We start from the raw sequence: 25,852 nt of genomic DNA, 5'->3' as shown, positions 1-25,852 counted from the left end.
GAGAGTTCACTTCTTGCGCAGCCGCAGGATATGGCGCACGAACTGCTCGGAGGCCAGCTCCAGCGTGAGCAGATACGCATCGACCCGTGCCCGGAAGTAGCGCCAGAAGATCAGCGCCGGGATCGCCACGATGAGGCCGAACGCCGTGTTGTAGAGCGCCACCGAGATGCCGTGCGCCAGTTGCGCCGGATTGCCGCCACCCACGGCTTGGCCCACGCCACCACCGCCGGCCTGGGAGCCAAAGATTTCAATCATGCCGATCACGGTGCCCAGCAGGCCCAGCAGCGGGGCGGCGGAGGCAATGGTGGCCAGGGCGGCGAGGTATTTTTCGAGCCGGTGGGCTACTGCACGGCCCGCGCCTTCCATAGCCGCGCGCACGTCGGTCTCGCTGCACTGGGGGTTGCTGTTCAGCGTGCGCAGGCCGCTGGCCAGCACTTCGCCCAGCGCCGAGTTCTGCGCCAGCTGGTTCACCACGTCGGGGGTGGGCACGGCCTTGGAGGACACCGTGATCGCTTCATCCAGCAATTTCGGGGGGGCAACGCGGGCGGTTTTTAAAGCCACAAAACGTTCGAAAATCAGCGCCATTCCCAGGACGGAACACGCAATCAGGGGCCAGATGGGCCAGCCTGCGGCTTGTATGATGGACAGCAAATCTCTCTCCGCGCAGATGAAAGCAATCGGCGATTATGGCCTAGCTTGCGCGGGCCGCCGCCGCGGTTTGGCGTCACAAATAGTTACCTTGTAGACCAGCCCTGCGCGCCCGACGCTCACCCACAAAAACTGTGGATAACTTTGTGGGAAACCCGGTCCCCGTGGCCCGCCAAGTCGCACCACGCCGTGGTTGCAACAAATTGATGAAAATTTGGGCAGTGAAAAACGTTTATAAATCAATGACTTGCACGTGCCTCCGTGTTTTGCGGCCAATGGACGGAAGCAGGCAAGAGGGGGGCGCCGCTCGCCCTGCACTGTGGAGTACTTCAGCTTGGGAGGCGGCGCCAAAGGCCGCAGCGGCGCATGTTTGAGCGCCCGGGCCTCGCAGCCACGCCGCGAATCTGGGAAGTTGGCGCGCTATGCCGCGCCATTGCTGATGCGCTGGAGGCAAAGTTCAATCCTGTCGCGGTGCGCGGCGAGATCACGGGCTTCTCGCGCGCGTCCAGCGGGCATTGTTATTTTTCGATCAAGGACGCAAACGGCCAGTTGCGCTGCGCCATGTTTCGCCGAGCCGCCACCCTGCTTGACTTTTCGCCGCGCGATGGCGAATTGGTGGAAGTGCGGGGGCGCCTGGGGGTGTACGAAGCGCGTGGCGACCTGCAATTCATTGTGGAAAGCATGCAGCGGGCCGGGCAGGGCGCGCTGTTCGAGCAGTTCCTGCGCCTCAAGGCCCAGCTCGAAGCCGAGGGTTTGTTCGACGCGGCCCGCAAGCGTGCGCTGCCACTCATGCCGCGCGGCGTCGGCCTCGTCACCTCGCTTGGGGCCGCTGCCTTGCACGACGTGGTCACAGCCCTGCGCCGCCGTGTGCCCCACATCCAGGTGGTGCTGGTGCCTGCGCAGGTGCAGGGTGCCGCCGCCCCCGCATCGCTGGTGGCGGCGCTATCAAAACTGTATCGCCTGGCACAAGCAGGGCAAGCGCCAGGGGCCGATAACAGCCTTCATCCGCCCATCGACGCCATCCTGCTGGTGCGCGGCGGCGGGTCGATGGAAGACCTCTGGGCCTTCAACGACGAGCAGCTGGCCCGCACCATCGTGCAAAGCCCGGTGCCGCTGATTTGCGGCGTGGGGCACGAGACCGACTTTACGATTGCCGACTTTTGCGCTGACCTGCGGGCACCCACGCCCACGGCCGCAGCCGAGCTGGTGGCGCAGCCGCGGGCGGTGTGGCTGGGGGCGCTGGACCTGATGGCCGAGCGGTTGGCCGATGGCGTGCAGCGGCAGTTGGATACCCGCCACCAGCGGCTGGACCAGGCCGGCGCGCGCCTCGGGCGCCCATCGGGCCTGGTTGCGCGCCAGCAGATGCAGCTGGCACGCCTGGCGCAGCACATGCGCCACGGCGTGCTCCTGAAATTGCAGCGCCTAGCGCATACGCAACAAGCGCTGGGTGCCGATTTGCCTGTGAAACTGCAACGCCGCCTGACGCAACACGCCGACCGGCTCGACCGCGCGTCCCTGCGGCTGGAGCTGCTCAACCCCCGGTTGGTGCTGCAGCGGGGCTACGCCTTGTTGACCGATGGCGATGGCCACGCGGTGACCAGCGTCCAGCAGGCCCGGCCAGGCGACGCGCTGCGTGCCACGCTGGCCGATGGCGCGGTGGATGTGACGGTGGCCGCCCAGCCTCGGCTGCTGTAATCGTGCCTACCGTCTGGGCTGCTCAGTGCCAGCAAGGTGAGAGGGCGCAATGCAAGCAAGCCTGGCTACCGGCTCCTGTCAGGCGCCTCCCTTCTCAAACTTGCTTTGCAAGCAATCGTCGCCAAGCCTGCACGCGTCACCCGATCTTCCTACAATGCCCCTTTCGCGCCGTGCCCGACTGCAGTGACGAGGTGAACGCAGCAGGTGGCACGCATCCCAGAATTTCAAACCACGAGGAAACACCATGGAACATACCCTTCCCCCGCTGCCTTACGCCATCGACGCCCTGGCGCCGCACTACAGCCAGGAGACGCTGGAATACCACCACGGCAAGCACCACAACGCCTACGTGGTGAACCTCAACAACCTGCAAAAGGGCACTGAATTCGAGAGCATGACGCTCGAAGAAATCATCAAGAAGTCCAGCGGCGGCATCTACAACAACTCCGCGCAGATCTGGAACCACACGTTCTTCTGGAACTGCATGGCCCCCCAAGGTGGCGGCGAGCCATCGGGCGCGCTGGCTGCAGCCATCAACGCCAAGTGGGGCAGCTACGCCGCCTTCAAGGAAGCCTTTGTGAAGAGCGCCGTGGGCAACTTCGGTTCGGGCTGGACCTGGCTGGTGAAGAAGGTCGACGGGAGCGTGGATATCGTCAACACCGGCGCCGCCGGCACGCCCCTGACCACCGCCGACAAGGCGCTGCTGACAGTGGACGTGTGGGAACACGCGTACTACATCGACTACCGTAACCAGCGTCCCAAGTTCGTCGAGACCTTCCTCGACAAGCTGGTGAACTGGAAGTTTGCCGAAGCAAACTTCGCCTGATCGACTTCGGTTGATGAAGCGCCGCCCCGTTGCGCAATGCGCGGGGCACAAAAAAAAAGCGGCTCGAGGCCGCTTTTTTTGTGGGGCGCACCATGATTTTTGAGTTATTTAGGCCCCTGGCGCTTGTATAACAAGCGTTTGTAGCTATAAATATAATAGCTACTTGGTTAGAGGCATGTCACCACGCCCCAGGTTCACTGCCGCCGAAACAGCGCCCCACCGAGCTTGGCACCTGCCTTGATGCCCTTCTTGGCAAACCAGCCCTGGTTCATCTCGAGCACATAGCGCACGGGCTTGGTCGAGCAGTGCGAGTCGAGGGTCTGCGGCTTCATGTCCACCAGATTTACCACCGTGCCGTCATCGTCCACAAACGCGGCCGTCAGCGGCAGCAAGGTGTTTTTCATCCAGAAGCACTGCTGCGCCTGTTGCTCGAACACGAAGAGCATGCCCTCGTGCTGCGGCATTTCCTTGCGGTGCATCAGGCCGGTCTGACGCTGCTGCGGCGTGGCGGCCACTTGGGCGTCGATGCGGTGCATGCCGACGGTGAGCTCCACGCGCTGCAGATCCAGCTGGGGGCCTTCCTGCGCCGCGGTGGCACCTGTCCACAGGCCCATGGCGAGGAGCAGGCTGGCGGTGAGCGCGCGGCGTGCGACGGAGGTGGAAGCGGCGGAGGAGGTCTTCATGGACGAGGCTTTCGGTACGGCTTGGGCTTGAAGGGAGAAGGCGACGCGCTGGCGTTGAATGCTGCGTTGAGAGCAGTGTATGGAGGCGCAGGCCTGTAGAAAATTCCTCGCCGCCAACACGCGGGCCACAAAAAGCAAAACGCCCGCAAATGCGGGCGATTGTGAGGCCGGGCAACGTGCTCAGGCGTGCGGCCCGTCCATGCGGCGCATCAGGCGACCTTGTGCGCAGTCTTTTTCTTGGCGACCTTCTTGGTGGACTTGTTCGTCGCCGCTTTCTTCTTTGCGGTCGTCGTCTTCTTCTTGGCGGACTTGGTGGAGTGGGCGGTCTTGGCCTTGGTTGGAGCCTTGGCTACGGGCGCAGCCCCGGCAGCTGCAGGCGCAGCCATGGGCGCCGGCGCGGCGGTGGGTGCCGCGGCGGGTTGAGGTGCAGGGGCAGGGGCCGCAGCAGGTGCTTGTGCAATGGCACCCGCAGCAAACAAGCCAGCCACCAGTACAGCGAGGAGTTTTTTCATATATGCCGTTTCCAGTGTTGTGTTGAACGAAGGTCGGGATGCCACGCGAAGCGCGTGGTCCCGGTGGCGACGATAGCAGCGTCAGCACCGCGCAGCAGGGGTCCTCTGCGATTTTTTTGTCATTAGAATTGTTTGGTTTTGACCGCGTTGCCCAGCGTCGCCCGAGCCGGGTGCGGCCCCACAGGAGATTCCCCGTATGACCAGCTACCAGCACATCCAGGTGCCTGCCGAAGGCCAGAAGATCACCGTCAACGCAGACATGTCGTTGAATGTGCCGGACCAGCCCATCATCCCGTTCATCGAAGGCGACGGCACGGGCCGTGACATCACCCCGGTGATGATCAAGGTGGTCGATGCCGCGGTGGCCAAGGCCTATGGCGGCAAGAAAAAGATCCACTGGATGGAGGTCTACGCGGGCGAAAAATCCACCAAGGTCTATGGCCCGGATGTGTGGCTGCCCGAAGAGACGCTGCAGGTGCTGCGCGAGTACGTGGTGTCCATCAAGGGCCCGCTGACCACGCCCGTGGGCGGCGGCATCCGTTCGCTGAACGTGGCGCTGCGCCAGGAACTCGACCTCTACGTGTGCCTGCGCCCGGTGCAGTACTTCAAGGGCGTGCCTTCGCCGCTCAAGGAGCCCGAGAAGACTAACATGGTGATCTTCCGCGAGAACTCCGAAGACATCTACGCCGGCATCGAGTTCGAAGCCGAATCCGACAAGGCCAAGAAGCTCATCAAGTTCCTGCAGGAAGAGATGGGCGTCAAGAAAATCCGCTTCCCCAACACCTCCGGCCTGGGCGTGAAGCCCGTGTCCATCGAAGGCACCGAGCGCCTGGTGCGCAAGGCCATCCAGTACGCCATCGACAACGACAAGCCCAGCGTGACCATCGTGCACAAGGGCAACATCATGAAGTACACCGAGGGCGGCTTTCGCGACTGGGGCTACGCCCTGGCGCAGCGCGAGTTTGGCGCCGAGCTGATCGACGGCGGCCCATGGTGCCGGCTGAAGAACCCCAAGAATGGCAAAGAAATCACCATCAAGGACAGTATCGCCGATGCCTTCCTGCAGCAGATCCTGCTGCGCCCGGCCGAGTATTCGGTGGTGGCCACGCTCAACCTCAATGGCGACTACATCTCCGACGCGCTGGCAGCGCAAGTGGGCGGCATCGGCATCGCCCCGGGCGCCAACATGTCCGACTCGGTGGCGTGTTTTGAGGCCACCCACGGCACGGCGCCCAAGTACGCCGGCAAGGACTACGTGAACCCCGGCTCCGAAATCCTGTCGGCCGAAATGATGCTGCGCCACATGGGCTGGGTCGAAGCGGCCAACCTGATCCTGAGCTCGCTCGAAAAGTCGATTGGCTCCAAGAAGGTCACCTACGACTTTGCACGCTTGATGGACGGCGCCACGCAGGTCAGCTGCTCGGGTTTCGGGCAAGTAATGATTGACCACATGTGATCGCGTTTCAGGGCGTCCTTTGATGCCCCGAAAAAAGCCCGGCTCTTTGTGCGCGCCGGGCTTTTTTTACGTCTGTTTGGATTGCTGAGCTTCGGGCGCGGCCCTCATCACAGCTCGCCGCTACGCATGTCGCCACGGACCGCCCGCTCGTCCACATCAGAACTTGGCCTGCAGCCCCACCGTGACCGTGCGCGCCGCACCTGGCGTCACCCACACCCGGCTGTACGAGCTGGTGTAGTGCGTGGCATCGAACAGGTTGTCCACGTCCAGCGAGAGGTTCAGTGTCGGGCTCAGGCGCCAATAGGCCATCAGCTTGGCGGTGGTGTACGAGGGCAGGTCGAACGCGGCCGAGCCGGCATTGGCCTCGGCCTGCGTGCGCGCCTGACCCAGGCGTTTGCCCACGTGTGTTACGCCGCCGCCCACGCCAAAGCGTTGGCCGTTGGCCAGCGTGTCTTCGTACACCGCCAGCACGCTGCCGTTAACCCTGGGCACGTTCAGCAGCCGCCCGCCGGTCTGCAGCGTGTTGTCCTGGGTCACCTTCACGTCGTTGAGCACCAGGCTGGCGTTAATGCGCCAGTGCGTACTCAGGCGGCCGGCCAGGTCAAGCTCCAGCCCGCGGCTGCGCACCTCGCCCGCCGCCACCGAAAAGCCAGCGTTGACCGGATCGCCGGTGAGCACATTGCGCTTGCGGATGTCGAACAGCGCACCCGTGGCGCCCAGGCGCTGGTCCGCGCTTTCCCACTTGGCGCCGACCTCCATGGCGCGTGCGCGTTCGGGGTCGAACCCGTTGCCAGCAACATCGCTGCCGCTGTTGGGCCGAAACGACCGGCCGGTGTTGGCATACACCGTCCACTGCCTCGATGGCAGCCAGCTCACGCCCAGGCGCGGGGAGACGGCGGAAGGGCTTTGCACGGCGGTGCGGTCGCTCAGGCGATTGCGCAGCGACTGGTCGTAGTTGTCTGCGCGCAGGCCGGCCATCAGGCGCCACTGTGGTGCGAGCTTGATGGTGTCCTGCACGTACAGCGCGGTGTTGCGCTGCTTTTCCAGCGTGCTGGTGTTGGGCCTTGGCGTGGGCTGGGCCTGACCGTATGCGGGGTTGAAGATGTCGATGGAATAGGGGGCCCCGGCGCTCGGGTTCACGCGCAGCATCACTGAATCCATGCTGAAGCGAAAGCTATCCACGCCCGCCAGCACTTCGTGCTCCAGGGCGCCTGCGCGCAGCGTGCCCTGCAGCTCGGCCTGCAGTGCCACGTCGTCGGACTGGAAGTCGCGGTAGCGGCGCTGCCGCGTGAGCGTGCGGCCGTCACTGGCCAGCGCCGTGGCTTCGGTCGAAAAACCATTGAGGCCCGTTTCGCGGTACGACAGCCCGGCCCGGCTGCGCCAGTCGGCGCTCCACTCGTGCGACAAAACCAGCTGGTGCGCTTGGTTGCGCACGGTGACATCGCCGTCCGCTGGCTCGCCCAGGAACCGACCCACCGGCACGACCCCCAGGCGGTTGTTGACAGCCACCACCCCGCGGTCGAGCGGCGTCGCGTGGCGCAGGAACTCAGCCGTGTACTCCAGCACCGTGTCGGGCGTGAGCTTCCAGGTCAGCGCGGGCGCCACCACCTGCCGCTGCGCGCCCACGTGGTCGCGAAAGCTGCCCCGGTCTTCCACCGCCACGTTCAGGCGGTAGGCCAGCCTGTCGTTGATGGGGCCGGTAGTGTCGAGTGCCGCGCGCCCCAGGCCGTAGCTGCCAGCGTAGGCCTCCACGGAATGCGCCGCTTTCCACAGCGGCTTCTTGCTCACGATGTTGAGCGTGCCGCCTGGCTCGCTGCTGCCATACAGCGCGGCGGCCGGGCCTTTCAGAAACTCGATGCGCTCCACGCCTGCCAGGTCCCGCGGCGCGTTGAAACCGCGGTTGGACGAAAAGCCGTTGAGCAGCGTCGCCATGCCCGTGTTCTCGTTGCCCGGCAGGCCGCGGATGGCGATGTTGTCCCAGAGCCCGCCAAAGTTGTTCTGGCGCGAGACACCGCCCACGTAGTCCAGCACATCGTCGAGCCGCGTGGCGCCCAGGTCATCCAGCGTCTGGCGTGACATCACGCGCACCGACTGCGGCAGCTCGCGCAGGGGGAGGCTGGTCTTGGCGCCTTCGGCCTCGTCGGCGTAGTAGGTGCCCGAGGCACTGCGGCCCACCACGTCTACTGCGGACAAGGTGGGAGTGGCGGCTATTTCGCCGTCTGCGGAAAAAGCACAGGGGGCCAGGGACGCGAGAAAGGCCGCGGCGGCTTTTGCGGACCAGGTGCGGCGGGCGGCGGGCGGGGTTTTAAAGAAGGAAGAAAGCATGGCTAGCAAATGGAATAGGGGGCAAAACAAACAAACGTGCACGTAGAGAGCCAACACGCAGCTGGCGCGTTCAGGGCTGATCTGGGTTTGCAAATGGGGCGAAGGAGTTGTCGAGTGCGCCATGCGCCGCGCAACGGCGCAGCACCACAACGGCAAGGGCACCCCACCGCGCTGCACAAGGGCAGGGCGGCGCGACGGGGCGGGGGCACGGTTTTCCATGCTCCCGCGCCCGCGAAACGCGTCAGGCCGCAGCGGTAAAAGAAGGAGGCGCGCGGGACGCAAAAGGCCAGCGCACCCGACTGGCGGTAAAAGGTGCCGCATCGCCCGGTGGCCCCAACACGAGCACGTCGGCGCTCAGACGTGGGGCGGGTGGGGTGATCGTGACCAGCGGCGCATCGAGCGCGTGGGTCAGGCACCAAGTGCAGGTGGCATGGACTTCTTCGGTGCCGCTTTCAGCGTCGCCACCGGCCTCCAGCTCTGCGACCGCATGGGCTTTTGCGGCTTGGCCGATGCCCGCTGGCGCCGCAGCGGTAGTGATGCCATGCAACGCCTCGCGCAAGTGGCGGATTTCGTGCAGCGGCGTGCCCACCAGTGCGTTGAACCACACCACCAGCAAGAGCAGAGCGTGGAGTGGGATGGTGCGGCGCAGCATGAGGGTGCGAATCATACTCAACTGCGATGCGCGCCGGGACGCCGGCTTGCACGGTTTGTGGTGGCGACTCAGGTGCCTGGAATGGAGCGGCGGTGCGGCTTGCAGGACCTGCGTGCCCGCCCGTGCGGCTTCAAACTACCGCGGCAGGGCGACGCTGACGCAGGCGCTGCCACAGCGCCCAGCCCAGGGCCGCAGCCACGATCACTGCCATGGACCAGCCCAGCGCACGGGAGGCCAGCAACTCGCCCTCGCGCGCCGCGCCCATAAAGAACAGGATGAAGGCCAGGATGTGCACCAGCCAGCGCTGCACCCGCACCCAACCGGGTTCGCCCCGGTAGGCCCAGGCGAGCAGCACGTCGATGCACCACCACACCGCGAACACGGTGTCGAGCACCGGTGCCGACACACGCGGTGTGTGCAGGATGCGGCCCCAGTCGTTACCGAACATGACGACCACCGCCCAATAGAAATGCACCGCAAATGCCAGCAGCGATGCCGTCCAGAATGCACGCCAGAGGCTCCCGGCAAGCGCCGAGCCGCGCCGCCACACAAAGAACACGAGGGCGGGAGTGACCAGCACCAGAGCAGCCCAGATGGTGAAGAACGTGCGGTACAGGTCTTGCCGCTGCGCGTCGCTGAAGTCTGCCGACGTGCCACCGGGAGGCACCAAGGAGAACAGGTCGATCTGGCGCGTCCATGCGGCCGCCGCAAAGGCCAGGCCTAGCAGCCCCAGCAAAGCGGCGCCGGCCATGGCCAGCGCGCGGGTGGAGGGGGCAGGGTGCCAAGGGGTCATGCGGTGGCCTCGTCAACGGGCGGGTGGAAGAACGAAGCGCCGGATGATAGAGAGCATGCGCGCGCGGCGCTGTCGGGTAACCGACGTTGCCGCTGTGCGCAGGCATTTCGCGGCCCCTGGCAGGGCGGTCGAATCAGCGCTTTTGCACCAGCTTGATGATGCTGGAGAAATCCAGCGCCCCATGCCCCGCCAGGCTGTGCGCCGCATACAGGCTGCGCGCCAGGCCACCCAGGGGAGTGGATGCCTTCACCGCAGCCGCGTTCTCTTGCGCCAGGCCCAGGTCCTTCAGCATCAGGTCTGTCCCAAAGCCACCCGCGTAGCCCTTGCTGGCGGGCGCGGTCTCCATCACGCCGGGCATGGGGTTGTATTTCTCCAGCGCCCAGTTGCCGCCAGAGCTGCGGCGCATGATTTCGGACAGCACCTTCGGGTCGAGTCCATTGGCCACGCCCAGGGCAATCGCCTCGCTGGTGCCGGCCATCAGGATGCCCAGCAGCATGTTGTTGCAGATCTTGGCGGTCTGGCCCGCGCCCACGTCGCCCGCGTGGAAGATGTTGGCGCCCATCTTTTCGAGGATGGGGCGGGCGCGCTCCAGCGCTGCGGTGTCGCCGCCCACCATGAAGGTCAGCGTGCCGGCAATGGCGCCGCCTGTGCCGCCGGACACGGGTGCGTCGATAAAGGCCAGGCCCCGCGCCTTGGCCGCCTCGGCGACCTTGCGCGAGGTGGCGGCCGCGATGGTCGAGCAGTCGATCACCAGCGCGCCCTCTGCCAGCTGGGGCACCAGGCCGGGTTGTTTGTCGTTGCCCAGGTACAGCGCCTCTACATGCTGGCTGGCAGGCAACATGCTAATGACCACTTCGGCGCCCACCACGCAGCTGGCGGCATCGGTGGCAATGCGCACGCCGTCGGCCGCCAGCTTGTCACAGGCGGGTTTGGATAGGTCAAAAGCGCCCACATCGTGGCCCGCCGTGTGCAGGTTCAGGGCCATCGGGCCGCCCATGTTTCCGAGGCCAATGAATGCGATTTTCATGCGGTGTTGCTCCTTGATGTCGTTGGGATGATGGGAAAGGTTGTGCTATGCATTTTGTAGCTATAAGCGCTTATGAGATAAGCGCTTATGAGATAAGCGATGCAGGCCAAAAATGCTTCAAATTCAGTCGTGCACGCTGGCCCCGCGCGCCAGCAGCTCGGCGCGCAGCACCGACCGGTGGCAGCGCGCTTCGTCCTCGCAGTAGCAGCCCATCGACATTGCGCTGTGGTGCGACAGCGCGGCCAGCAAATCGAGTGTGCGGCTGGCTTCGGGCTCGGCCAGTTGTTTGCGGAACTGTTTGACGAAGGCCTGCCAGTCCTTGTCGCCTTCGTGGCCGGATGGCACCTGCTGGCCCTGGGCCATCAGCTCCTGCGTGGGCGCCAGCAGCGGGTACCACACGTCATAGAAATCGCGGCGGGCGAACTCGGCCTTGGGCACACCGCGCGGCGGGCGGCGCACGGTGCCAATGCGCGTGCCTTCGCCGGTGGCGCGCGGGGTGCCGAGGCGGACGATGCGGATGGGCATGGTGGTGGCTCCGGGGTGGGCTGGAGGGATGGTATGCCTGCGGGGCGGGGGCTCAGTCGTCGGCCTCGAAGATGCTGTGCTTCTTGGTTGCCGCTGTCTTCGTTGCCGCTTTGGCTGCTGGCTTCTTGCCAGTGGCGGGTGCCGCTTTGCTGGCTGCTGCGGACGCGGTTTTCTTGCGCGGACTGGCCTTGGCCAGCGGGTTGTACGCCAGAGCCTCTTCGACCCAAAAGCTCCACTGCGCTCGCGTGGAGTAGCCGTTGGGCTCCACCCAGAAGTAGCCTTTCATGCCCCCGCCGGGTGACAACTCGCGGGTGTTCTGCATCTCCTGCAGCTCGCCATGGCGCTCAGGCGGCAGGCGTACCAGCAGTTCTTCGCCCTTGACCGCGATGCACATCTTGCCGTCCACGAAGAACGCATGTGTGCCGAACAGCGGGCGTTCTTCCACATCGCAGCATTGCGCGAGCGCGGTGCGCACGGCGTCGATCAGGTGCAGCGTTTCGTCGGAGAGGGGGCGGGCGGGCATAGCGTACTCAGGTCTTGGCGTTGCGGTCTATGTAGGCTTGAAGAGCGCGAGGGTCTTCGTGTCGGAAGAGCAAGCCGCAGTCTTTGCACATTTGGAATTGGTTCGAGTGAACAGCCACACCATAGGACGCCCGCAAAAACTTCCACTTGTAACCCGCCGGGATGAACTCGCATGTGCCCGGGCCTTCGCCCATCTGGATGTGTCCCGCTTGCAGGCGCTCCGATTGGCATCCGGGACATCGCGGCAGCGTGGTTTCCTCAAAGCGTGGAAAGTGGGTGTAGCGAACGGGACTGTGTGTCATGGAGCGGTATTTTCACCACCTATCGGATCGCCTCCGGCGCATCCCCATCCAGCATCCGCCGCGCAATGATCACCCGCATGATCTCGTTCGTACCTTCCAGAATCTGGTGCACGCGCGCATCGCGCAGCAGGCGTTCCAGCGGGTACTCGCGGATGTAGCCGTAGCCGCCGTGCAGTTGCAGGGCGTCGTTGATGACGGTAAAGCCGGCGTCGGTGGCAAAGCGCTTGGCCATGGCGCAGTAGGTGGATGCGTCGCGCGCACCGGCGTCGAGTTTGCTCGCGGCCAGGCGCACCATCTGGCGCGCGGCGACGAGTTCGGTGGCCATGTCGGCCAGCTTGAACTGCAGCGCCTGAAAGCTCGCGATCGGCTTGCCGAACTGCTTGCGGTCTTGCACGTACTGCTGCGCCGCGTTCAGCGCGCCCTGGGCTGCGCCCACCGAGCAGGTGGCGATGTTGATGCGGCCGCCGTCCAGGCCCTTCATCGCGATCTTGAAGCCCTCGCCCTCGCGCCCCAGCAGGTGGTCGGCAGGGATGCGCACGTTGTCAAAGCTGATGGTGCGCGTGGGCTGGCTGTTCCAGCCCATCTTTTGCTCCTTCTTGCCGTAGCTGATGCCCGGCGCATCGGCCGGCACCACAAACGCGCTGATGCCGCCGGCACCGGAGGCCGCATCGCCCGTGCGTGCCATCAGCACCAGCACATCGGTGGCGCCTGCGCCGCTGATGAAGGCCTTGCTGCCGTTGATGACGTACTCATGCCCCACCAACTCGGCACGCGTTTTGAGCGAGGCCGCGTCCGAGCCTGCGCCAGGTTCGGTCAGGCAGTACGACGCGAGCTTTTCGCCCGTGGTGAGCAGCGGGCCCCAGTGGTCACGCACCGCGGGTGTGGCCCAGGTGCCCAGCATCCAGGTGGCCATGTTGTGGATGGTGATGAAGGCGGTGGTGGAGGGGTCCACCGCCGCCATTTCCTCGAAGACCAGCGTGGCATCAAGCCGGGGCAGGGCGAGGCCTCCTGCGGCCTCGGGCGCATACAGGCCACAAAAACCCAGCTCGCCCGCCTTGGCAATCGCTTCGCGCGGAAAGATGCTTTCCTCGTCCCAGTGCGCGGCGTGGGGGGCCAGCTCTGCCTGGGCGAAGTCGCGTGCGGTCTGGGCAAAGGCGCGCTGCTCTTCGGTGAGTTCAAAGTCCATGGTGTGTTGCTCGTCTCGTCAGTTCTTGTTGTTCTGCATGCCCAGGTCAGGGCTTGGCCGAGGGGTGCTCCAGCGTCAGCCAGCGCATCAGCCCCTTGCGGCGCGCCTGGGTCTCTGCGGTCAGGCATTCGTGGTACAGCCGCGGACCCTCGGCGTCTGACTCGGTGCTGCGCGTAGCCTTCTTGCAGCGTGTGGTGCGGTCCCGCTGCCAGCTGCTGTGCTCCTGGCGCAGCAGGGGGCGTTCATGCGCAGACAGCGCCCGCATCACGTCGCCGTAGAGGATTGCGATCTGCGTGTCGGCCTCCTGGTAGGCCTTGACGGCGCAGGCATTGGTCTCCTCCACCGTGCCAGCGTCCCGGCAGGCAGCGCCGGCCTGTGCCAGCGCGCCGGGGCTTGCCAGCAGCGTGCCGAAGAAGGCGGTGCACAGCGCCATGGCCGATAGCCAGCGGGTCGTCTTGAAAGTTTGCATGGCCTCTTTTAACACTGCCGTTGCGCGGCTTGCGTCCGGCTGGCAGGGTCTTTGACACGCCCCGGCGTAACGCTAAACACTCAGTGCCCCCAACCGTTTGGGCCGCGCCTGTCGAAGCCTTGCGCGGCGCTTCGACAGGCTCAGCGTGAACGGGTTGCTATTTTTTGCGGGCAGCGGGGCGCGCGTCGCAGCACGCACCGCCCCTGCGCCTCACTTCAGGCTGATGGTCGTATTCACACCATGCGAGATGGTGCTGTCATCAAACCAGCGCGCCGTCACGGTCTTGGTCTGCGTGTAGAACAGCACGACCTGCTTGCCGTAGGGGCCCAGGTCGCCCAGCTTGGAAGCGCGCGAACCCGAGAACGAGAACAGCGGCACGGGCACGGGGATTGGCACGTTGATGCCGACCTGGCCCACGTCGATCTCTTCCTGGAACTTGCGTGCCGCCGCACCCGATTGCGTGAAGATGGCGGTGCCGTTGCCGTTGGGGTTGTCGTTGATGAAGGCGATGGCTTCGTCAATATCAGCCGCCGCCGACAGGCACAGCACAGGGCCGAAGACTTCCTGCTCGTAGATGCTCATGCCGGGCTTTACGCCGCTGAACACCGTGGGGCCCACGAAGTTGCCTTTCTCGTAGCCTGCGACCACCGGGTTGCGGCCGTCCAGTTCCAGCTTGGCGCCATCGGCCACGCCGCGCTCGATCAGGCCCTGCACGCGGTCCTTCGCGGCGCACGACACCACGGGGCCCACGTCCGTACCCTTTTCGGTACCGGCGCTGATCTTGAGGGTCTTGGCCTTGGCGACCAGTTCAGGGATCCAGTTTTGCGCCTCGCCCACCAGCACGACCACCGACAGCGCCATGCAGCGCTGGCCTGCCGCGCCAAAGGCCGCACCGGCCAGGGCGTTCAGGGTTTGCTCCTTGTTGGCATCGGGCAGCACGATGGCGTGGTTCTTCGCGCCCATCATGCATTGCACGCGCTTGCCGTTGAGGCTGGCGCGGTTGTAGACGTGGGTGCCGACCTTGGTCGATCCGACAAAGCTGATCGCCTTGATGTCCTTGTGGTCGCAGATCGCGTTCACGGCCATCTCGCCGCCGTGGATCACGTTGAGCACGCCGGGTGGCACACCGGCTTCCAGTGCCAGCTCCACCAGGCGCATGGTCACCATCGGGTCCTGCTCAGAAGGCTTGAGCACGAAGGTGTTGCCCGTGGCAATCGCCATCGGGAACATCCACAGCGGGATCATGGCCGGAAAGTTGAAGGGCGTGATGCCCGCGCACACACCCAGCGACTGCATCAGCGTGTAGGTGTCGACACCGTTGGCCACGTTGTTGGCCAGCTCGCCCAATTGCAGGTTGCCAATGCTGGCGGCGTGCTCCACCACCTCCAGCCCGCGGAACACGTCGCCTTCGGCGTCGGGCAGGGTCTTGCCCTGTTCGGCAGTCAGGATGGCGGCCAGCTCGGCCATGTTTTCGCGGATCAGTTGCTGGTACTTGAGGAAGATGCGAGCGCGCGCGCCGATGGGCGTCTTCTTCCAGGTCTTGAAGGCTTCCTTGGCCGAGGCCACGGCGGCGTCGATCTCTTCGGCCGTGGCAAACGGCACGCGCGCCAAAACTTCTTGCGTGGCAGGGTTGACCACATCGCGCCACTCGGTGGTCTTGGACTCAACAAACTGGCCGCCGATGAGCAGCTTAACGGTGGGAGCCAGGACGGCCTGGGAAGTGGGTGCATTCATGGATTTGTCTCCTGAAAAGTGAGGGCGCGAGAAGCCCGTGGAAAGGGCAAAGAGCAAGGGCAAGCAGCGGGCAACCCGTGCATCGTAGCTGTGCAAAATTGTGAAGACAATAGACAATACTGCGCACAAGGTTTGCAAAAATGCAGATCGCGACGGAGGCACGGACTATGGGCGCTGCCTGCCGGCATGGGCGCGCACAGCGACGAGGGGCTTTGATGGATTGGGACAATCTGCGCTACTTTTTGGAGCTGGCCCGCGCCGGCACGCTGGTAGGCGCTGCGCGCCGTCTGGCGGTGGACCACACCACGGTGGCCCGCCGCATCCAGGCGCTGGAAAAGCAGGTGGGCTCGGCCCTGTTCGCCCGCGAGGCGGGCGGCCACCGGCTGACCGAGCCCGGCCGCGCACTGCTGCCCCAGGTGGAGGCCATGGAGGCCGCGTTTTTGGCGGTGGAGAACGCCGCGCCCGGCGTGCGTCAGGGCCTGCAGGGCCTGGTGCGCATCGGCACGACCGAAGGATTTGGCAACCTGGTGCTGGCGCCGCAATTGGCGCACTTTGCGTTGGAGCACCCCGGCCTGGTGCTGGACCTGCTGGCACTGCCGCGCTTGGTGCACCTGTCGCGGCGCGAGGCGGACATCGTGATATCGCTGGAGCGCCCGGCCCGCGGCGCGGTGCTGGTGGTCAAACTCACCGACTACGTGCTGCAGCTCTATGGCACGCGCAGCTATCTCGCCCGGCACACGCCCATCCACACCGCGGACGACCTGCGCGGCCACAGCTTCATCAGTTATGTGGACGACCTGCTGTTCACCAAGGAGTTGCAGATCCTGGACGAGCTGCACCGCCCCGCACGTTTTGCGCTGCGCAGCACCAGCATCCTGGCGCAGTACGAAGCGGTGCGCGCAGGCGCTGGCTTGGCGGTGCTGCCGGCGTTTGTGGCGGCGCAAGACCCGTCGCTGACCGCCGTGCTGCCGGAGACGGCACGTTTCACCCGCACCTTCTGGATGTCGATGCCCGAGGAGAACAAGCACGTGGCACGCATGCAGGCCACCTGGGCCTTTCTGCGTGAGACGGTGACGGCGCAGCAGGGGTTGCTGCTGCCCGGGCCGGTCGAACCTACCCCAGGCGACTGACGCTCCGCCACCGACCCTTTAAGGATGGCCTGCGTAACTCCCTGCGGTCGGTGACAGCGCGGCCTCGGGCGGTCTACTGCGTCGCTTTTCTTGCCAATAGCCCGGCTATTGGCTGCAAAAAGACGCCTTGTAGCCCATCCCGATCCGCACTATCACCGCCTCGCGAGGGTTATGCAGGCCATCCTTAACAGTGGGTGTATGGGTTCAGGTGGACAGCAGCACGCGCTCCACCGCGTCCCCACCGCGGCGTTCTGCGCCGCCAGCAAACCGGGGCGCACATCCGTCGGCACGTACCAGCGCCCGTCCAAGCGGGCCACCCGCCCACCGGCTTCGGTCAGGAAGAGGGCGCCCGGTGCATGGTCCCAGGCTTCAGCGCGCCAGAACAGGGCGAAGTGCTGCGCCCCCGTGGCGATGGCGGGGTACTCATGGCCCGCGCAGCGCAGGCCGGGCAGCACGGCGGCGATGCGGTGTGCACGTGCGCCAATCTGGTCACGCAAGTGCGCCGGTAGAAAGCGGGTGAACACTGCGCCGCGAAGGGCTTGGTCTGCAGGCGCTGCCGGGTTCGCACGCACGCGCGTGCCGTCGGTCCATGCGCCGCCTCCCTGCTCTGCGATGTGGATGCTGTCCGCGAGCGGGTCCAGCATCCAGGCCGCCACGGTCTGGCCACGCCGCACCAGCGCCACCATCATGGAGAAACACGGCTGGCCCGCCACGAAGTTGGCGGTGCCATCCAGCGGATCCACCAGCCACAGATCGCCATCGTGCGAGAGGCGGTCGCGCACCTGCACCTGGGCGCTGGCGGCTTCTTCGCCCAGCACCACCGAGCCCGGCAGCAGGCGCAGCAACCCCTCGGTGATGATGGACTCGGCCTCCCGGTCGGCTGCAGTGACGAGTTCGCCGGGGGACTTTTCCACCACATCCTGCGCACGCAGGGACTGGTAGCGGGGGAGCACCGCCTGTGCGGCGGCGTGGCGAAGGAGCTGGGTGACGTGATCGATCATCGGGGGGTACAGGCTGTACAGGTCGTGCTGACAGCGTTGTAGATGGTGGGTTCGGGGCGGCCACTCGGGCGATGCTGTGCCTCGGGCGCGCACCTTCGATTGTGGTTGAGCGCTGCGCGCGAAAATCAGCCATGGCACGCGTTTCATGCAAAGCCTGAATGGCCGCCGTGCCGCGCGGAACTCGTGGCGCGCGTCACGCCGCCTGGACGGTTCTGCGGAAGTCGGCGGCGGTGCAGCAAAGGTTGCTATATCGAAGAATGCTACTAAATAAATAGCTATTAACGCTTATGGAATAAGCGCTAGGCCCTGCTTTTATTCATAAAGTAGGCAGCCGGAGCGTGTGCGCGGCTGTGCAGTCGCGCCGCACGGCACGTCAGCCGAAATGCCCGCCGCCGCTACCGGCGCCCCCCACACCTCAGCGCGGAGGCGCCCGCCACTCGGGCGGCACCAGCTCATACAACGGTGTGGGGTCGCGCTGCCAGCCGTGGGGTGCCAGGGGTTTGGCGGCGGCGCGGGGCAGGCCGCTGGGGCCCGTCTCTACCGACGCGAGCTGCTGCATCCAGGCGACGTCCACTGTGCCGTCCGGTGCGGGGCGGGAGAAGATCAGCGCCAGCATGCGGCGCGCCTGTGCGTCGCCGCTGCTGGCCGCGATCTGGTACAGGCGCACGGCTTCGGCGTAGTTGGCCGGAACACCGTCGCCGCGGTGGTAGCGCTGTGCCTCGGCGTACCAGTCTGCTGCGCTGTGGGCGGCAGGGCGTGTGCGTTCTGCGGCGCCGACGTGCAGGCGGCTGGCGAGCAGGCTCGCGTTGGCGGCGGCCGCGGCTGAGCGTGCCGATGCGGCCTGGAATTGCGCGGCGGCCTTGTCCAGATCGCCTGAGGCCAGGTATTCCAGCCCGAGTTCGTTGGTGGCCTGCGCGCTGCCCGCGCGGCTGGCTTCTGTCAGCAGCTTGAGCAGGGCGGGGCTGGAGGCGGGAGAGGCGAGCGCGCTGGTGTCGCGGCCGGCATCACGCCCGGGGTCGTGCCTTGCGTCACGGCCCGTGTCCCGGCGTGGTGGCGCTGGGTTCGGTTCGGTCAGCGGTGCCAGGGCCTTGGCGGCATGCCATTCGAGGTACTTTGCCAACGCAGCGTGGGTGCGCCGCACCACCGCGATCCACGGCAGGGCCGCGGCAGGGTTGGGCGGCGCCACGCACCCGCTGAGCTGGCACCACGCCAGGCCCGCGGGCGCCAAAGGGTGGCCGAGCATTTGCGCACGTTCAAACCAGTGTTGGGCTTGCGGCGGGTTGGCCGGCATGGCCAGGCCATGCAGGGCCAGCAAGCCCAGCAGCCAGGCTGCGTCGGCGGGCGGCAGGTCTGCGGCGGAGCGGGCCGCTGGAGCGCGTGGCTTGCGCGGCGGCGTGCCGTCGCCCTGCGCCATGCTGCGGAGTGTGTTCAAGATTTTCTCCCGGGCGGGGTTGTCGGGCCCCGGGGCGTGGGGCGACGCCGCGTTCAGGGTCGCGCGTTCGATAGGCGCTTGCACCGGGGCCGGCAGCGCGTGCACCGACGCCACGGCATGCACCGAGCCGCCCAGCACAGCGATGCAGGCGGCTGCCAATTGGCGTGTGAGGCGCCCACGCGCAGACCGTGCCCACGCCGGCGCTGCCAACCCCGCCGGGGTGGTGTCATGCGGCGCAATTACGGAGGCCATGGTGGACGCCGCTGATGGCTTTGCCGTGCAGCCGCTGGCCTACTTGCGCGCTGCGGGTTGCGCGGCCGCGGCGGCTACCGGCCTGCGCGGCACCACATGCCAGTACACCGCGTTGCCCGTGTAGCCCTCAGTGCCCAGCGCCGCGGCAAACGCCTCGTTCACCCGCTCCAGCGTCGGGTAGTTCTTGAGCGGCTTGAGCGGCGGGCCGCGCAGCTCTTCGGGCAGCAGGGGGGTGCTGTCCTCGTCGGTGGCAAAACAGGCAATGCCTTCGGTGCCCGGGCTGGCCGCGTCCATGATGAAGCCAGGGTTCGGGCTCATCCAGTCGGGGATGCGGATGGCATGGTTGGCCGACACCCAGCCCGTGGGGTTGGCGCGGTTGGGAATCAGGCGGATGAGGGTGCCCGTGGCATCGGCCAGAAAGCACTGCAGGTACGACGCCCGCGATACGGTGGCCGACAGAAAGATCTGCTCGCCCACTTCAAACGCGGTGCGCTCCAGCAGCACGTTCTCGATCTGCAGGTCGATGGTGCGCGGTGGCGGTGGGGCGCCGTACTGCAGGGCCGGCGGCACTTGCGTGACCACTTTGGCGCCACGGGCCGGCGTGCCGGGTGCGGATGTCGGTGGGGCTGCGGCCGTTGCCGCGGCATCTGCCACCTGCACCACAGGCTCGGCGTGGGTGCTGGCCCACCCGATGCGGGCCAGCGTGCCCTGGGCCGACAGGCCGACAAAATTGCGCAGTGCGCGCTCGTAAGTAGGAAAGTCAACCACCCCCGTCACCACCATGCCGTTGTCGGCCTGAAACCGCGCCAGCGCCCCGCGCAACACGGGGCTGTGGTCTGGCACCGGGGTGGCGCTGGGCGCCAGGTAGCCCTGGCTGCTGAGCGAGCGCGCCACCAGCTGGGTGCGCACGGCGGGCGAGCCTTCGTCAAACCAGTCGCGCAGCTGGCGCTGGAAGTCCGGGTGGTTCTGCTCCAGCGTCAGGCATTGCCAGTACGGCACGCGGGCCCATTTGCCGATGAGCTCGATGGTGGCCAGATCCACCAGCGTTCGCACCGCGCCGCCCGAGCCCTGCGTGTAGTCGCGCCCCACGTTGAACTGCACGCCGTAGGTGCCGATGCGGCCGGCCAGATCGACCCCCTGGCCGCCGTTGCCGATGACCACCTCGTTGGCAGAGTCGAGACCTGGAATCAGCGTGCGGGTGCGGAAGTCGCCCAGGTGCATCTCCAGGCCGATGATGGTGGCGTTACGGCTCTGGCTGTAGCCCAGGTCGATGCGTGGGCCCGAGAGCCCGGTGTCGAACCGGTTGTTGATGACGTTCTGGTCCACGAACGAGATCGAGCCCGACAGGTACAGCGCCGGCCGCTGCAGCTGCATCTGGTTGTTGTTGAGCAGGATGGTCGTGAGGTTCTGCACCGTGTCCTGGCGCGCAATGTCCACCTCGTAGTCGACAAACCTGAACGCATTGCTCAGGCGCGACATCTGCGACAGCGCAGTGATCACCATGTCCTTGGTGCCCACGGTCACGCGGGTGGAGTAGTCGGGGATCTGCTTGCTGGTGATGAGCGTGGTGGGCAGCTGTGCGTCGCGCAGCAGGTGGTCCATGCACATGAGCGAATCGGAAAAGCTGGAGATGGAGCGGGTAGGGCGCACCACGGGCCGGTCGGTGATGGAGGCCAGCGCTTGAAACTCCTGGTCCTTCCGCGGGTCCCGCGGGGTGGCGCAGCCGCTAAGCCCCAAGGCCAGCAGCAATACCCACAGTGTTGTGCGGTGGGCGCCTGTTGCGCCGCGCGGGTCTGCACCTGCCTGGCCGAGGTTGAAGGGCGGCATGTTGTCTCTCCTCGCTGCAGTGGCTGCAGTGCGAACCGGATCACTTGCAGATGTTGACGAGGTCGCCGCGCAGCACCACCACCTGGGGGGCCTGGTTGGGGCCGTATTTGCCTGCACCCGTGGCGCTGCCCGATGCGGTGTTGCTGCCCACCTCTTGCACGCAGGTCTTTTGCATGCCCTGCGCGTTGGCCGTGGTGACCACATCGTTGTTGGTCAGCACGCCGCTGGTGTCGTCCGAGAAAGCCTTGGCTTCGTAGCGTGCGATGCGGGCGCGCAGCCATGAGGGCATGGCGTTGGTACTGTCCAGGCCGGTCGAGGCAGGGCCTGCGCCCATGGGGAGCATCTGTACATTGAGTTTTTGGTTGAGCACGACCGGGTCTTCGCCGGGGGCTTGCGACCACGCGGGGCCTGCGATCGACAAGGCGGACAGGGCGACGGCCCAGGTAGCCCACGGGGCCCAGATCGCCCAGGTGACCCAGTGCGCAGAAAAACGTGTCTTCATGGAACACCTCCAGAAGGAGAAAGGGGGCTGCCGCGCGGCTGGCGAGGGCGCCAGGTCTGCACGCCATCTGCTCGCAGGTCTGGGCAGCAGGATGCTGCCCAGACGGAGACCCAGGCCGCGCTGGGCCAAGAGGCCGTTGGTGCTGCCGTGCCGGCAGTGCTCAGTAGGGCCAGCCGGCGGGCTTGGTGGGCTGGCAGGTAAAGCAGGCGTTGTTCGTCGCAATGTTCTGCACGGCCTTGCTGTTGCTGCCGCTGGACAGGTTGTTGATCGACGAATTCCTCATGGCGGTGATCTGTGTGGAGTTGCCGCCGATGGTGACTTCACCCACGTTGGAGGAAAGGTTCTGGCTGGCATAAGCCTCGCTGCCGCTGGCAGTGTTGGTCACGTTGCCACCAGATCCGGTCACGGTCTGGAGCGAGTTTCCGCTGATGGTGACGTTCCCGGTGTTGGAGCCCAGGTTCTGGAACGCCTCGCTCTTGGAGCCGGTCGAGTTGTTGTTCACGGAGACCGAGGTCAGCGAAACAGCCTGGGTGGAGTTGCCTGTGATCGTGATGTCGGGGCTGGAAGCCACAGGGCCTGTGGCCAGGGCAGCAGAGGTGGCCACGCTGAGGGCGATGAATGCAAGGGTTTTCATGACGGATCCTTCAAAGGTGAACTTCAACACGGGTCTGCCATGCAGCGTGGCTGCGGGCAGGGTATGGACAGTGGAGTGGGGCTCGTCTCTCGCTTCTCCAACGAAACCGGCCCCTCTCGTGCTGTCTGGGTTCAGTGTGTTGCGGCACCCGCTGGCGGCGAATCCACCGATTGAGGTAGCCAGTTCGGTGGAACTCCCCAACCCTGTGTTTGGTTGTTACCTCGGACGACGGCATACCGCGCGTATGGAAAAAACGGGGAAAACGACGCAAAATACGAGGTAGTAACCAATTGTTAAATTTGTGAGGTCCACATTTAGTTATGGATTTCAACTTTTATTTGCCGCATCTTGGATGCCGTGCCGCTCGACGGGCACAAAAGATGGAGCCAAAGCCCGGCCGGCTCCAGGACCGCGTGCAGGGTGGCGAAGTCAAACGGGCGTGAGTCAGCACGGACACAGTCCGCAGGAGTTTTTTCGTATGAACGAATTGCAGCCTGGCAACTTTGGAAACCCCGCTATCCCCACGGCGCCCCCCTTGGCTTTTGCCGACGCCACGTCTTCGCCGCCACCGTGGTCCTCGGGGCAGTTCGACATCTTCGGTACCGCGCCTTCGGTCTGGCCGGCGTTCCTGATGGGGCAAAAGGAGAGCCCGGTGCGGGTGCTTCTGGTGGATGACGATGCGCACATTCGTCTGGTGATCGCCCAGGAGCTGATGTCCGATGCACGCACCTTGGTGGTCGCCCAGGCCGGGAGCGTGAAGGAGGGGCGCAGGGCCATCAAGCAGCATGAGTTCGACGTGCTGCTGGTCGACCTGAACCTGGGCGACGGCGATGCCTTTGACCTGCTCGAATACGTCCGAACGGCGCGCCCTTCGGCCCAGGCAGTGGTCATCTCAATCATGGAAGACGATGACCAGGTGATCCGCGCGTTCGAGCTCGGAGCCACCGGCTACCTGAGCAAGAACTCCTGGTTTCGCAACTACCCGCTGGCGGTGCTGCAGGTGGCCAACGGCGGTGCGTCCATCACGCCCAATCTTGCGCGAAGGCTGCTGCAGCGTTTTGACCGCGCGAATGCCGCCGAGACCAAGCGGCGGCGGCCGGACGACGCAGACCGGCTCTCGGTGCGCGAGAAAGAAGTCCTGCGGATGGTGGCCAGCGGCTACACCAGCACCGAGGTCGGCTCGCGCCTGCTGATCAGCAGCATGACGGTCAACACCCACCTGCGCAACATCTACCGCAAGCTGCAGGTGCGCACCCGCGCGCAGGCGGTGCGGTTTGCCTCCCTGCGGGGCTTGTTCTAGCGACCCATTCGCTGCTCGCCCCGTACGCAATCGTTGCCTGAGTCATCGCACTTTCGCACCATGTTTCGTACCCGCCCGCCCGGTTTTGCCGTCCTCTGCGTGGGTCTCTGGCTGCTGCAAGTCGTGTTGCTTGCGATTGCGTTCCGCTGGGCCGGGTCGGCAGCCTATTTCATGCATGGGTTCTGGTGCGAGCTGGCGCTCTTCGGCGCGACCGCGGGGCTTGGCGCCCTGCTGCTGTTGCAGCTGCCGCGGGCTCTGCGGTGGCGCCCCCGGCTCAACCCCCGCGCCAGCGCCGAGGTGCTGGCGGAACGGCGCCGCATTGCCAGAGACCTGCATGACAACCTGGGCGCGCAGTTGGTCTGCGCCCTGGTGCTGCTCGACCCCGAACGGCCGCGCGAACGCGAGATTCACGCGGCGCTCGAGAAATGCATGTTGGACATGCGCCTCGTGGTGGACGCCATTGACGGCGCCGGTGCCCCGTTTGCCGATCGCCTGGCGCAGCTCAGATACCGGATCGAACCCGTCCTCGCGCGGCGCGGCATCCGCATGGCGTGGGAAGTGGACCCGCCCCTGAGCGCCGTGTTGCCCAACGCCGACAGCTCCACCCACCTGGTGGCGATTGTTCAGGAGGCGCTGAGCAACGCGCTGCAATACGCCGACGCCACGGAGGTCCAGGTCAGCGCAAGGTACCTCGAAGGCGCGCAATCCTGGTGCATCGAAGTCAGCGACAACGGCAAAGGCATTCAGCCCCCTGGGTCCTTTGACCGCCTCGCCGCGGCAGGCCGGGGAATGGCCGGGATGAGCCAGCGGGCACGGCTGGCGGGCGGCGAGCTGCTGGTGCTGCGGGGAGAGGGGGGCGGCACCTGCATCCGTGCGGTGGTGCCGTGTATCACGCCGGTGTGAGGCGAAGCACCGGCTCTGCAGGCTCTTCTGTTGCCAATGCTTGCAAGCTGGTCGGCAGAAGGTGGGTGAGCGGGTGCGGGAGTGGATAGCATTGCCGCGCCTGCCCTTCATTCACGCATCCCAACCCCCATGCTCCCTGACGATCCCACCCTGTCACACGTGCCCCCCAAGGTGCGCCAACGTGCCGCAGCCATCGTTGCCCATGGTGGCCGGGTGCTGCTGCACCAGGTGGAAGGCGACGGCTTCTGGGCCTTGCCGGGCGGCGCCATCGAACCGGGCGAAAGTGCCAGCGAAGCCCTGGCGCGCGAGCTGCGCGAGGAGCTGGGCGACCGTCTCGGTGCTGGTATTGCAGTGGGCGCCTTGGCGGTGGTGGCCGAGAATTTTTTTACCTACGCAGGGTCGGCGTACCACGAGATCGGCCTGTACCTGCATGCCAGCCCCGTGCCCGGTGGCGCGCTGGTGTTGGCCGACGGCCCCTACCCCGGTGTCGAAGGCACCCGCAAACTGGTGTTTGCGTGGTTTGCCCGCGCAGAGCTGGCGCGCCTGGAAATACGGCCCGCGTTTTTGCAAGCATTTTTGGCTGACCGGTTGGCTGAGGAGCCCACCGGCGTCCTGCACATCGTGCACCGCGATCCCCCTGCGCCGAAGGACACCGGCGCAGCACCACAAGCCCACCCAACCCCAGGACGATGATGACTGCGCAACCACATTCCTCCTCTCACGCCCACGCCACCCGAGCCCGCTGGGTTCGGCTTGCCGCATTGGCGGCCCTGGTTTCCCTGGCGGCCTGTGGTGGCGGGGGCTCGGCCGAGGGGCCGGCCGCTGGCGCAGACGCGCCTTCCCCGGCACCGGCACTTGCGCCTGCGCCAACACCTGGCTCGCCGCCCGGACCCACAGCACCCGGCGCGCTGTCGCCCACCTACAGCGGCGAGGGCACCTTCTACGGCGCCACGGGCGAGGGCAACTGCAGCTTTGATGCGAGCCCGGGCAACCTGATGGTGGCGGCGATGAATGCGCCGGACTACGCAGGCAGCGCGGTCTGCGGACAGTACGTGGCGGTCACGGGGCCCAAGGGGTCTGTCACCGTGCGCATCACCGACCAATGCCCAGAATGCAAGTCGGGCGACCTGGACCTGAGCGAGTCTGCGTTTGCGCGCATCGCCGACCCCGTGGCGGGGCGCGTGCCCATTCGCTGGGAGGTGGTGCCAGGTGATGTGAGCGGGCCGGTGAGCTACCGCTACAAGGAGGGCAGCAGCCGCTGGTGGGTGGCGATCCAGGTGCGCAACCACCGCCTGCCCGTCACCGGCCTCGCGATCAAGCCCAGCGGCAACGCCGACTGGATTGCCGTGCCGCGCACGGACTACAACTATTTTGTGTACCCCACGGCCATTGCCAGCGGCCCGGTGCAGGTGCGCGTGACGGCGTTGGGCGGCGCGACCTTGATCGACACGCTGCCCGAACCCGCAGGCGGCGTGTTGACCGCGGGGGCTGGACAGTTTCCGTGAGAATCGTGCAG

Annotated in this window: 25 protein-coding genes; 8 read left to right on the top strand and 17 right to left on the bottom strand. The window is 66.0% G+C overall.

Annotated features, from left to right (window positions below):
• Window positions 1–6: 6 nt before the first annotated feature.
• The gene (locus ACSQ3Q_RS13105) at window positions 7–651 is read right to left on the bottom strand and encodes a MotA/TolQ/ExbB proton channel family protein (RefSeq protein WP_436134806.1); all 645 of its coding nucleotides are present in this window, start codon (window positions 649–651) and stop codon (window positions 7–9) included.
• 363 nt (window positions 652–1,014) lie between these two features.
• On the opposite strand from ACSQ3Q_RS13105, the gene xseA reads away from it, so the two are divergent.
• Both xseA and ACSQ3Q_RS13095 read left to right on the top strand, forming a co-directional pair.
• Window positions 1,015–2,343: an exodeoxyribonuclease VII large subunit gene (xseA, locus tag ACSQ3Q_RS13100; RefSeq protein ID WP_436134805.1), complete on the top strand. Its 1,329-nt coding sequence runs from the start codon at window positions 1,015–1,017 to the stop codon at window positions 2,341–2,343.
• Between the two features lie 244 nt (window positions 2,344–2,587).
• On the top strand, window positions 2,588–3,169 hold the full coding sequence (locus ACSQ3Q_RS13095; protein WP_436134804.1) for a superoxide dismutase: 582 nt from the start codon (window positions 2,588–2,590) through the stop codon (window positions 3,167–3,169).
• A gap of 194 nt (window positions 3,170–3,363) precedes the next feature.
• Here the strand turns inward: ACSQ3Q_RS13095 and ACSQ3Q_RS13090 are convergent, their stop codons facing one another.
• Together ACSQ3Q_RS13090 and ACSQ3Q_RS13085 are read right to left on the bottom strand one after the other, a co-directional pair.
• On the bottom strand, window positions 3,364–3,852 hold the full coding sequence (locus ACSQ3Q_RS13090; RefSeq protein ID WP_436134803.1) for a DUF192 domain-containing protein: 489 nt from the start codon (window positions 3,850–3,852) through the stop codon (window positions 3,364–3,366).
• Window positions 3,853–4,061: 209 nt separating this feature from the next.
• Entirely contained in the window at window positions 4,062–4,364 is a 303-nt protein-coding gene (locus tag ACSQ3Q_RS13085) for a hypothetical protein (RefSeq protein ID WP_436134802.1), read from the bottom strand.
• A 196-nt stretch (window positions 4,365–4,560) separates the two neighbouring features.
• Between ACSQ3Q_RS13085 and icd the strand changes: the two genes are divergently transcribed.
• A complete protein-coding gene (gene icd, locus ACSQ3Q_RS13080) occupies window positions 4,561–5,820 on the top strand; it encodes an NADP-dependent isocitrate dehydrogenase (protein ID WP_436134801.1) in 1,260 nt (419 codons plus the stop codon).
• A 156-nt stretch (window positions 5,821–5,976) separates the two neighbouring features.
• Here the strand turns inward: icd and ACSQ3Q_RS13075 are convergent, their stop codons facing one another.
• From ACSQ3Q_RS13075 to ACSQ3Q_RS13035, 9 genes are all read right to left on the bottom strand, one after another.
• Window positions 5,977–8,145, bottom strand: coding sequence for a TonB-dependent siderophore receptor (locus ACSQ3Q_RS13075; protein ID WP_436134800.1), 2,169 nt, complete (start codon window positions 8,143–8,145; stop codon window positions 5,977–5,979).
• Window positions 8,146–8,386: 241 nt separating this feature from the next.
• Window positions 8,387–8,812, bottom strand: coding sequence for a DUF2946 family protein (locus ACSQ3Q_RS13070; protein WP_436134799.1), 426 nt, complete (start codon window positions 8,810–8,812; stop codon window positions 8,387–8,389).
• Between the two features lie 115 nt (window positions 8,813–8,927).
• A complete protein-coding gene (locus ACSQ3Q_RS13065; RefSeq protein WP_436134798.1) occupies window positions 8,928–9,590 on the bottom strand; it encodes a hypothetical protein in 663 nt (220 codons plus the stop codon).
• A gap of 133 nt (window positions 9,591–9,723) precedes the next feature.
• On the bottom strand, window positions 9,724–10,617 hold the full coding sequence (mmsB, locus tag ACSQ3Q_RS13060; protein ID WP_436134797.1) for a 3-hydroxyisobutyrate dehydrogenase: 894 nt from the start codon (window positions 10,615–10,617) through the stop codon (window positions 9,724–9,726).
• Between the two features lie 123 nt (window positions 10,618–10,740).
• Window positions 10,741–11,142 carry a DUF488 domain-containing protein gene (locus ACSQ3Q_RS13055; protein WP_436134796.1) on the bottom strand — a complete coding sequence of 134 codons (402 nt, stop codon included), beginning with the start codon at window positions 11,140–11,142 and terminating at the stop codon, window positions 10,741–10,743.
• Between the two features lie 52 nt (window positions 11,143–11,194).
• A complete protein-coding gene (locus ACSQ3Q_RS13050) occupies window positions 11,195–11,665 on the bottom strand; it encodes a TfoX/Sxy family protein (RefSeq protein WP_436134795.1) in 471 nt (156 codons plus the stop codon).
• A 320-nt stretch (window positions 11,666–11,985) separates the two neighbouring features.
• Window positions 11,986–13,152 (bottom strand): acyl-CoA dehydrogenase family protein, encoded by a 1,167-nt coding sequence (locus tag ACSQ3Q_RS13045; RefSeq protein ID WP_436134794.1) that lies wholly within the window; start codon window positions 13,150–13,152, stop codon window positions 11,986–11,988.
• A gap of 46 nt (window positions 13,153–13,198) precedes the next feature.
• Window positions 13,199–13,585 carry a lysozyme inhibitor LprI family protein gene (locus tag ACSQ3Q_RS13040; RefSeq protein ID WP_436136998.1) on the bottom strand — a complete coding sequence of 129 codons (387 nt, stop codon included), beginning with the start codon at window positions 13,583–13,585 and terminating at the stop codon, window positions 13,199–13,201.
• A gap of 246 nt (window positions 13,586–13,831) precedes the next feature.
• Entirely contained in the window at window positions 13,832–15,355 is a 1,524-nt protein-coding gene (locus tag ACSQ3Q_RS13035; RefSeq protein WP_436134793.1) for a CoA-acylating methylmalonate-semialdehyde dehydrogenase, read from the bottom strand.
• 215 nt (window positions 15,356–15,570) lie between these two features.
• Between ACSQ3Q_RS13035 and ACSQ3Q_RS13030 the strand changes: the two genes are divergently transcribed.
• Window positions 15,571–16,485: a LysR family transcriptional regulator gene (locus ACSQ3Q_RS13030; RefSeq protein WP_436134792.1), complete on the top strand. Its 915-nt coding sequence runs from the start codon at window positions 15,571–15,573 to the stop codon at window positions 16,483–16,485.
• Between the two features lie 152 nt (window positions 16,486–16,637).
• Here ACSQ3Q_RS13030 and ACSQ3Q_RS13025 read toward each other — a convergent pair whose 3' ends face one another.
• The 5 genes from ACSQ3Q_RS13025 to ACSQ3Q_RS13005 form a co-directional block, all read right to left on the bottom strand.
• Window positions 16,638–17,486, bottom strand: coding sequence for an inositol monophosphatase family protein (locus ACSQ3Q_RS13025; protein ID WP_436134791.1), 849 nt, complete (start codon window positions 17,484–17,486; stop codon window positions 16,638–16,640).
• Window positions 17,487–17,901: 415 nt separating this feature from the next.
• A complete protein-coding gene (locus ACSQ3Q_RS13020) occupies window positions 17,902–19,170 on the bottom strand; it encodes an SEL1-like repeat protein (protein ID WP_436134790.1) in 1,269 nt (422 codons plus the stop codon).
• A 39-nt stretch (window positions 19,171–19,209) separates the two neighbouring features.
• Window positions 19,210–20,997, bottom strand: a complete 1,788-nt coding sequence (locus tag ACSQ3Q_RS13015) for a DUF4384 domain-containing protein (protein WP_436134789.1) — start codon at window positions 20,995–20,997, stop codon at window positions 19,210–19,212.
• Between the two features lie 40 nt (window positions 20,998–21,037).
• A complete protein-coding gene (locus ACSQ3Q_RS13010) occupies window positions 21,038–21,499 on the bottom strand; it encodes a hypothetical protein (protein WP_436134788.1) in 462 nt (153 codons plus the stop codon).
• A 160-nt stretch (window positions 21,500–21,659) separates the two neighbouring features.
• Window positions 21,660–22,133 (bottom strand): hypothetical protein, encoded by a 474-nt coding sequence (locus ACSQ3Q_RS13005; RefSeq protein WP_436134787.1) that lies wholly within the window; start codon window positions 22,131–22,133, stop codon window positions 21,660–21,662.
• Window positions 22,134–22,764: 631 nt separating this feature from the next.
• Here ACSQ3Q_RS13005 and ACSQ3Q_RS13000 point away from each other — a divergent pair.
• From ACSQ3Q_RS13000 to ACSQ3Q_RS12985, 4 genes are all read left to right on the top strand, one after another.
• Entirely contained in the window at window positions 22,765–23,433 is a 669-nt protein-coding gene (locus tag ACSQ3Q_RS13000; protein ID WP_436136997.1) for a LuxR C-terminal-related transcriptional regulator, read from the top strand.
• A gap of 60 nt (window positions 23,434–23,493) precedes the next feature.
• A complete protein-coding gene (locus ACSQ3Q_RS12995; protein ID WP_436134786.1) occupies window positions 23,494–24,336 on the top strand; it encodes a sensor histidine kinase in 843 nt (280 codons plus the stop codon).
• 129 nt (window positions 24,337–24,465) lie between these two features.
• Entirely contained in the window at window positions 24,466–25,029 is a 564-nt protein-coding gene (locus ACSQ3Q_RS12990; protein WP_436134785.1) for an NUDIX hydrolase, read from the top strand.
• Window positions 25,029–25,841, top strand: a complete 813-nt coding sequence (locus ACSQ3Q_RS12985; RefSeq protein WP_436134784.1) for an expansin EXLX1 family cellulose-binding protein — start codon at window positions 25,029–25,031, stop codon at window positions 25,839–25,841. The genes ACSQ3Q_RS12990 and ACSQ3Q_RS12985 overlap by 1 nt, the downstream gene beginning before the upstream one ends.
• Window positions 25,842–25,852 lie beyond the last annotated feature (11 nt).

Origin of the sequence: Acidovorax sp. LjRoot129 (assembly GCF_964253765.1) — a bacterium.
Classification (GTDB): domain Bacteria; phylum Pseudomonadota; class Gammaproteobacteria; order Burkholderiales; family Burkholderiaceae_C; genus Acidovorax.
The sequence above is the reverse complement of the archived record's forward strand: the minus strand, read 5'-3'. Positions and strand labels throughout refer to the sequence as shown.

Bases quoted from the DNA above. Each gene is read 5' to 3' on its own strand.
- xseA (WP_436134805.1), top strand. From the start codon at position 1,015: ATGTTTGAGCGCCCGGGCCTCGCAGCCACGCCGCGAATCTGGGAAGTT.
- ACSQ3Q_RS13095 (WP_436134804.1), top strand. From the start codon at position 2,588: ATGGAACATACCCTTCCCCCGCTGCCTTACGCCATCGACGCCCTGGCG.
- ACSQ3Q_RS13090 (WP_436134803.1), bottom strand. From the start codon at position 3,852: ATGAAGACCTCCTCCGCCGCTTCCACCTCCGTCGCACGCCGCGCGCTC.
- ACSQ3Q_RS13085 (WP_436134802.1), bottom strand. From the start codon at position 4,364: ATGAAAAAACTCCTCGCTGTACTGGTGGCTGGCTTGTTTGCTGCGGGT.
- icd (WP_436134801.1), top strand. From the start codon at position 4,561: ATGACCAGCTACCAGCACATCCAGGTGCCTGCCGAAGGCCAGAAGATC.
- ACSQ3Q_RS13075 (WP_436134800.1), bottom strand. From the start codon at position 8,145: ATGCTTTCTTCCTTCTTTAAAACCCCGCCCGCCGCCCGCCGCACCTGG.
- ACSQ3Q_RS13070 (WP_436134799.1), bottom strand. From the start codon at position 8,812: ATGATTCGCACCCTCATGCTGCGCCGCACCATCCCACTCCACGCTCTG.
- ACSQ3Q_RS13065 (WP_436134798.1), bottom strand. From the start codon at position 9,590: ATGACCCCTTGGCACCCTGCCCCCTCCACCCGCGCGCTGGCCATGGCC.
- mmsB (WP_436134797.1), bottom strand. From the start codon at position 10,617: ATGAAAATCGCATTCATTGGCCTCGGAAACATGGGCGGCCCGATGGCC.
- ACSQ3Q_RS13055 (WP_436134796.1), bottom strand. From the start codon at position 11,142: ATGCCCATCCGCATCGTCCGCCTCGGCACCCCGCGCGCCACCGGCGAA.
- ACSQ3Q_RS13050 (WP_436134795.1), bottom strand. From the start codon at position 11,665: ATGCCCGCCCGCCCCCTCTCCGACGAAACGCTGCACCTGATCGACGCC.
- ACSQ3Q_RS13045 (WP_436134794.1), bottom strand. From the start codon at position 13,152: ATGGACTTTGAACTCACCGAAGAGCAGCGCGCCTTTGCCCAGACCGCA.
- ACSQ3Q_RS13040 (WP_436136998.1), bottom strand. From the start codon at position 13,585: ATGGCGCTGTGCACCGCCTTCTTCGGCACGCTGCTGGCAAGCCCCGGC.
- ACSQ3Q_RS13035 (WP_436134793.1), bottom strand. From the start codon at position 15,355: ATGAATGCACCCACTTCCCAGGCCGTCCTGGCTCCCACCGTTAAGCTG.
- ACSQ3Q_RS13030 (WP_436134792.1), top strand. From the start codon at position 15,571: ATGGATTGGGACAATCTGCGCTACTTTTTGGAGCTGGCCCGCGCCGGC.
- ACSQ3Q_RS13025 (WP_436134791.1), bottom strand. From the start codon at position 17,486: ATGATCGATCACGTCACCCAGCTCCTTCGCCACGCCGCCGCACAGGCG.
- ACSQ3Q_RS13020 (WP_436134790.1), bottom strand. From the start codon at position 19,170: ATGGCCTCCGTAATTGCGCCGCATGACACCACCCCGGCGGGGTTGGCA.
- ACSQ3Q_RS13015 (WP_436134789.1), bottom strand. From the start codon at position 20,997: ATGCCGCCCTTCAACCTCGGCCAGGCAGGTGCAGACCCGCGCGGCGCA.
- ACSQ3Q_RS13010 (WP_436134788.1), bottom strand. From the start codon at position 21,499: ATGAAGACACGTTTTTCTGCGCACTGGGTCACCTGGGCGATCTGGGCC.
- ACSQ3Q_RS13005 (WP_436134787.1), bottom strand. From the start codon at position 22,133: ATGAAAACCCTTGCATTCATCGCCCTCAGCGTGGCCACCTCTGCTGCC.
- ACSQ3Q_RS13000 (WP_436136997.1), top strand. From the start codon at position 22,765: ATGGGGCAAAAGGAGAGCCCGGTGCGGGTGCTTCTGGTGGATGACGAT.
- ACSQ3Q_RS12995 (WP_436134786.1), top strand. From the start codon at position 23,494: ATGTTTCGTACCCGCCCGCCCGGTTTTGCCGTCCTCTGCGTGGGTCTC.
- ACSQ3Q_RS12990 (WP_436134785.1), top strand. From the start codon at position 24,466: ATGCTCCCTGACGATCCCACCCTGTCACACGTGCCCCCCAAGGTGCGC.
- ACSQ3Q_RS12985 (WP_436134784.1), top strand. From the start codon at position 25,029: ATGACTGCGCAACCACATTCCTCCTCTCACGCCCACGCCACCCGAGCC.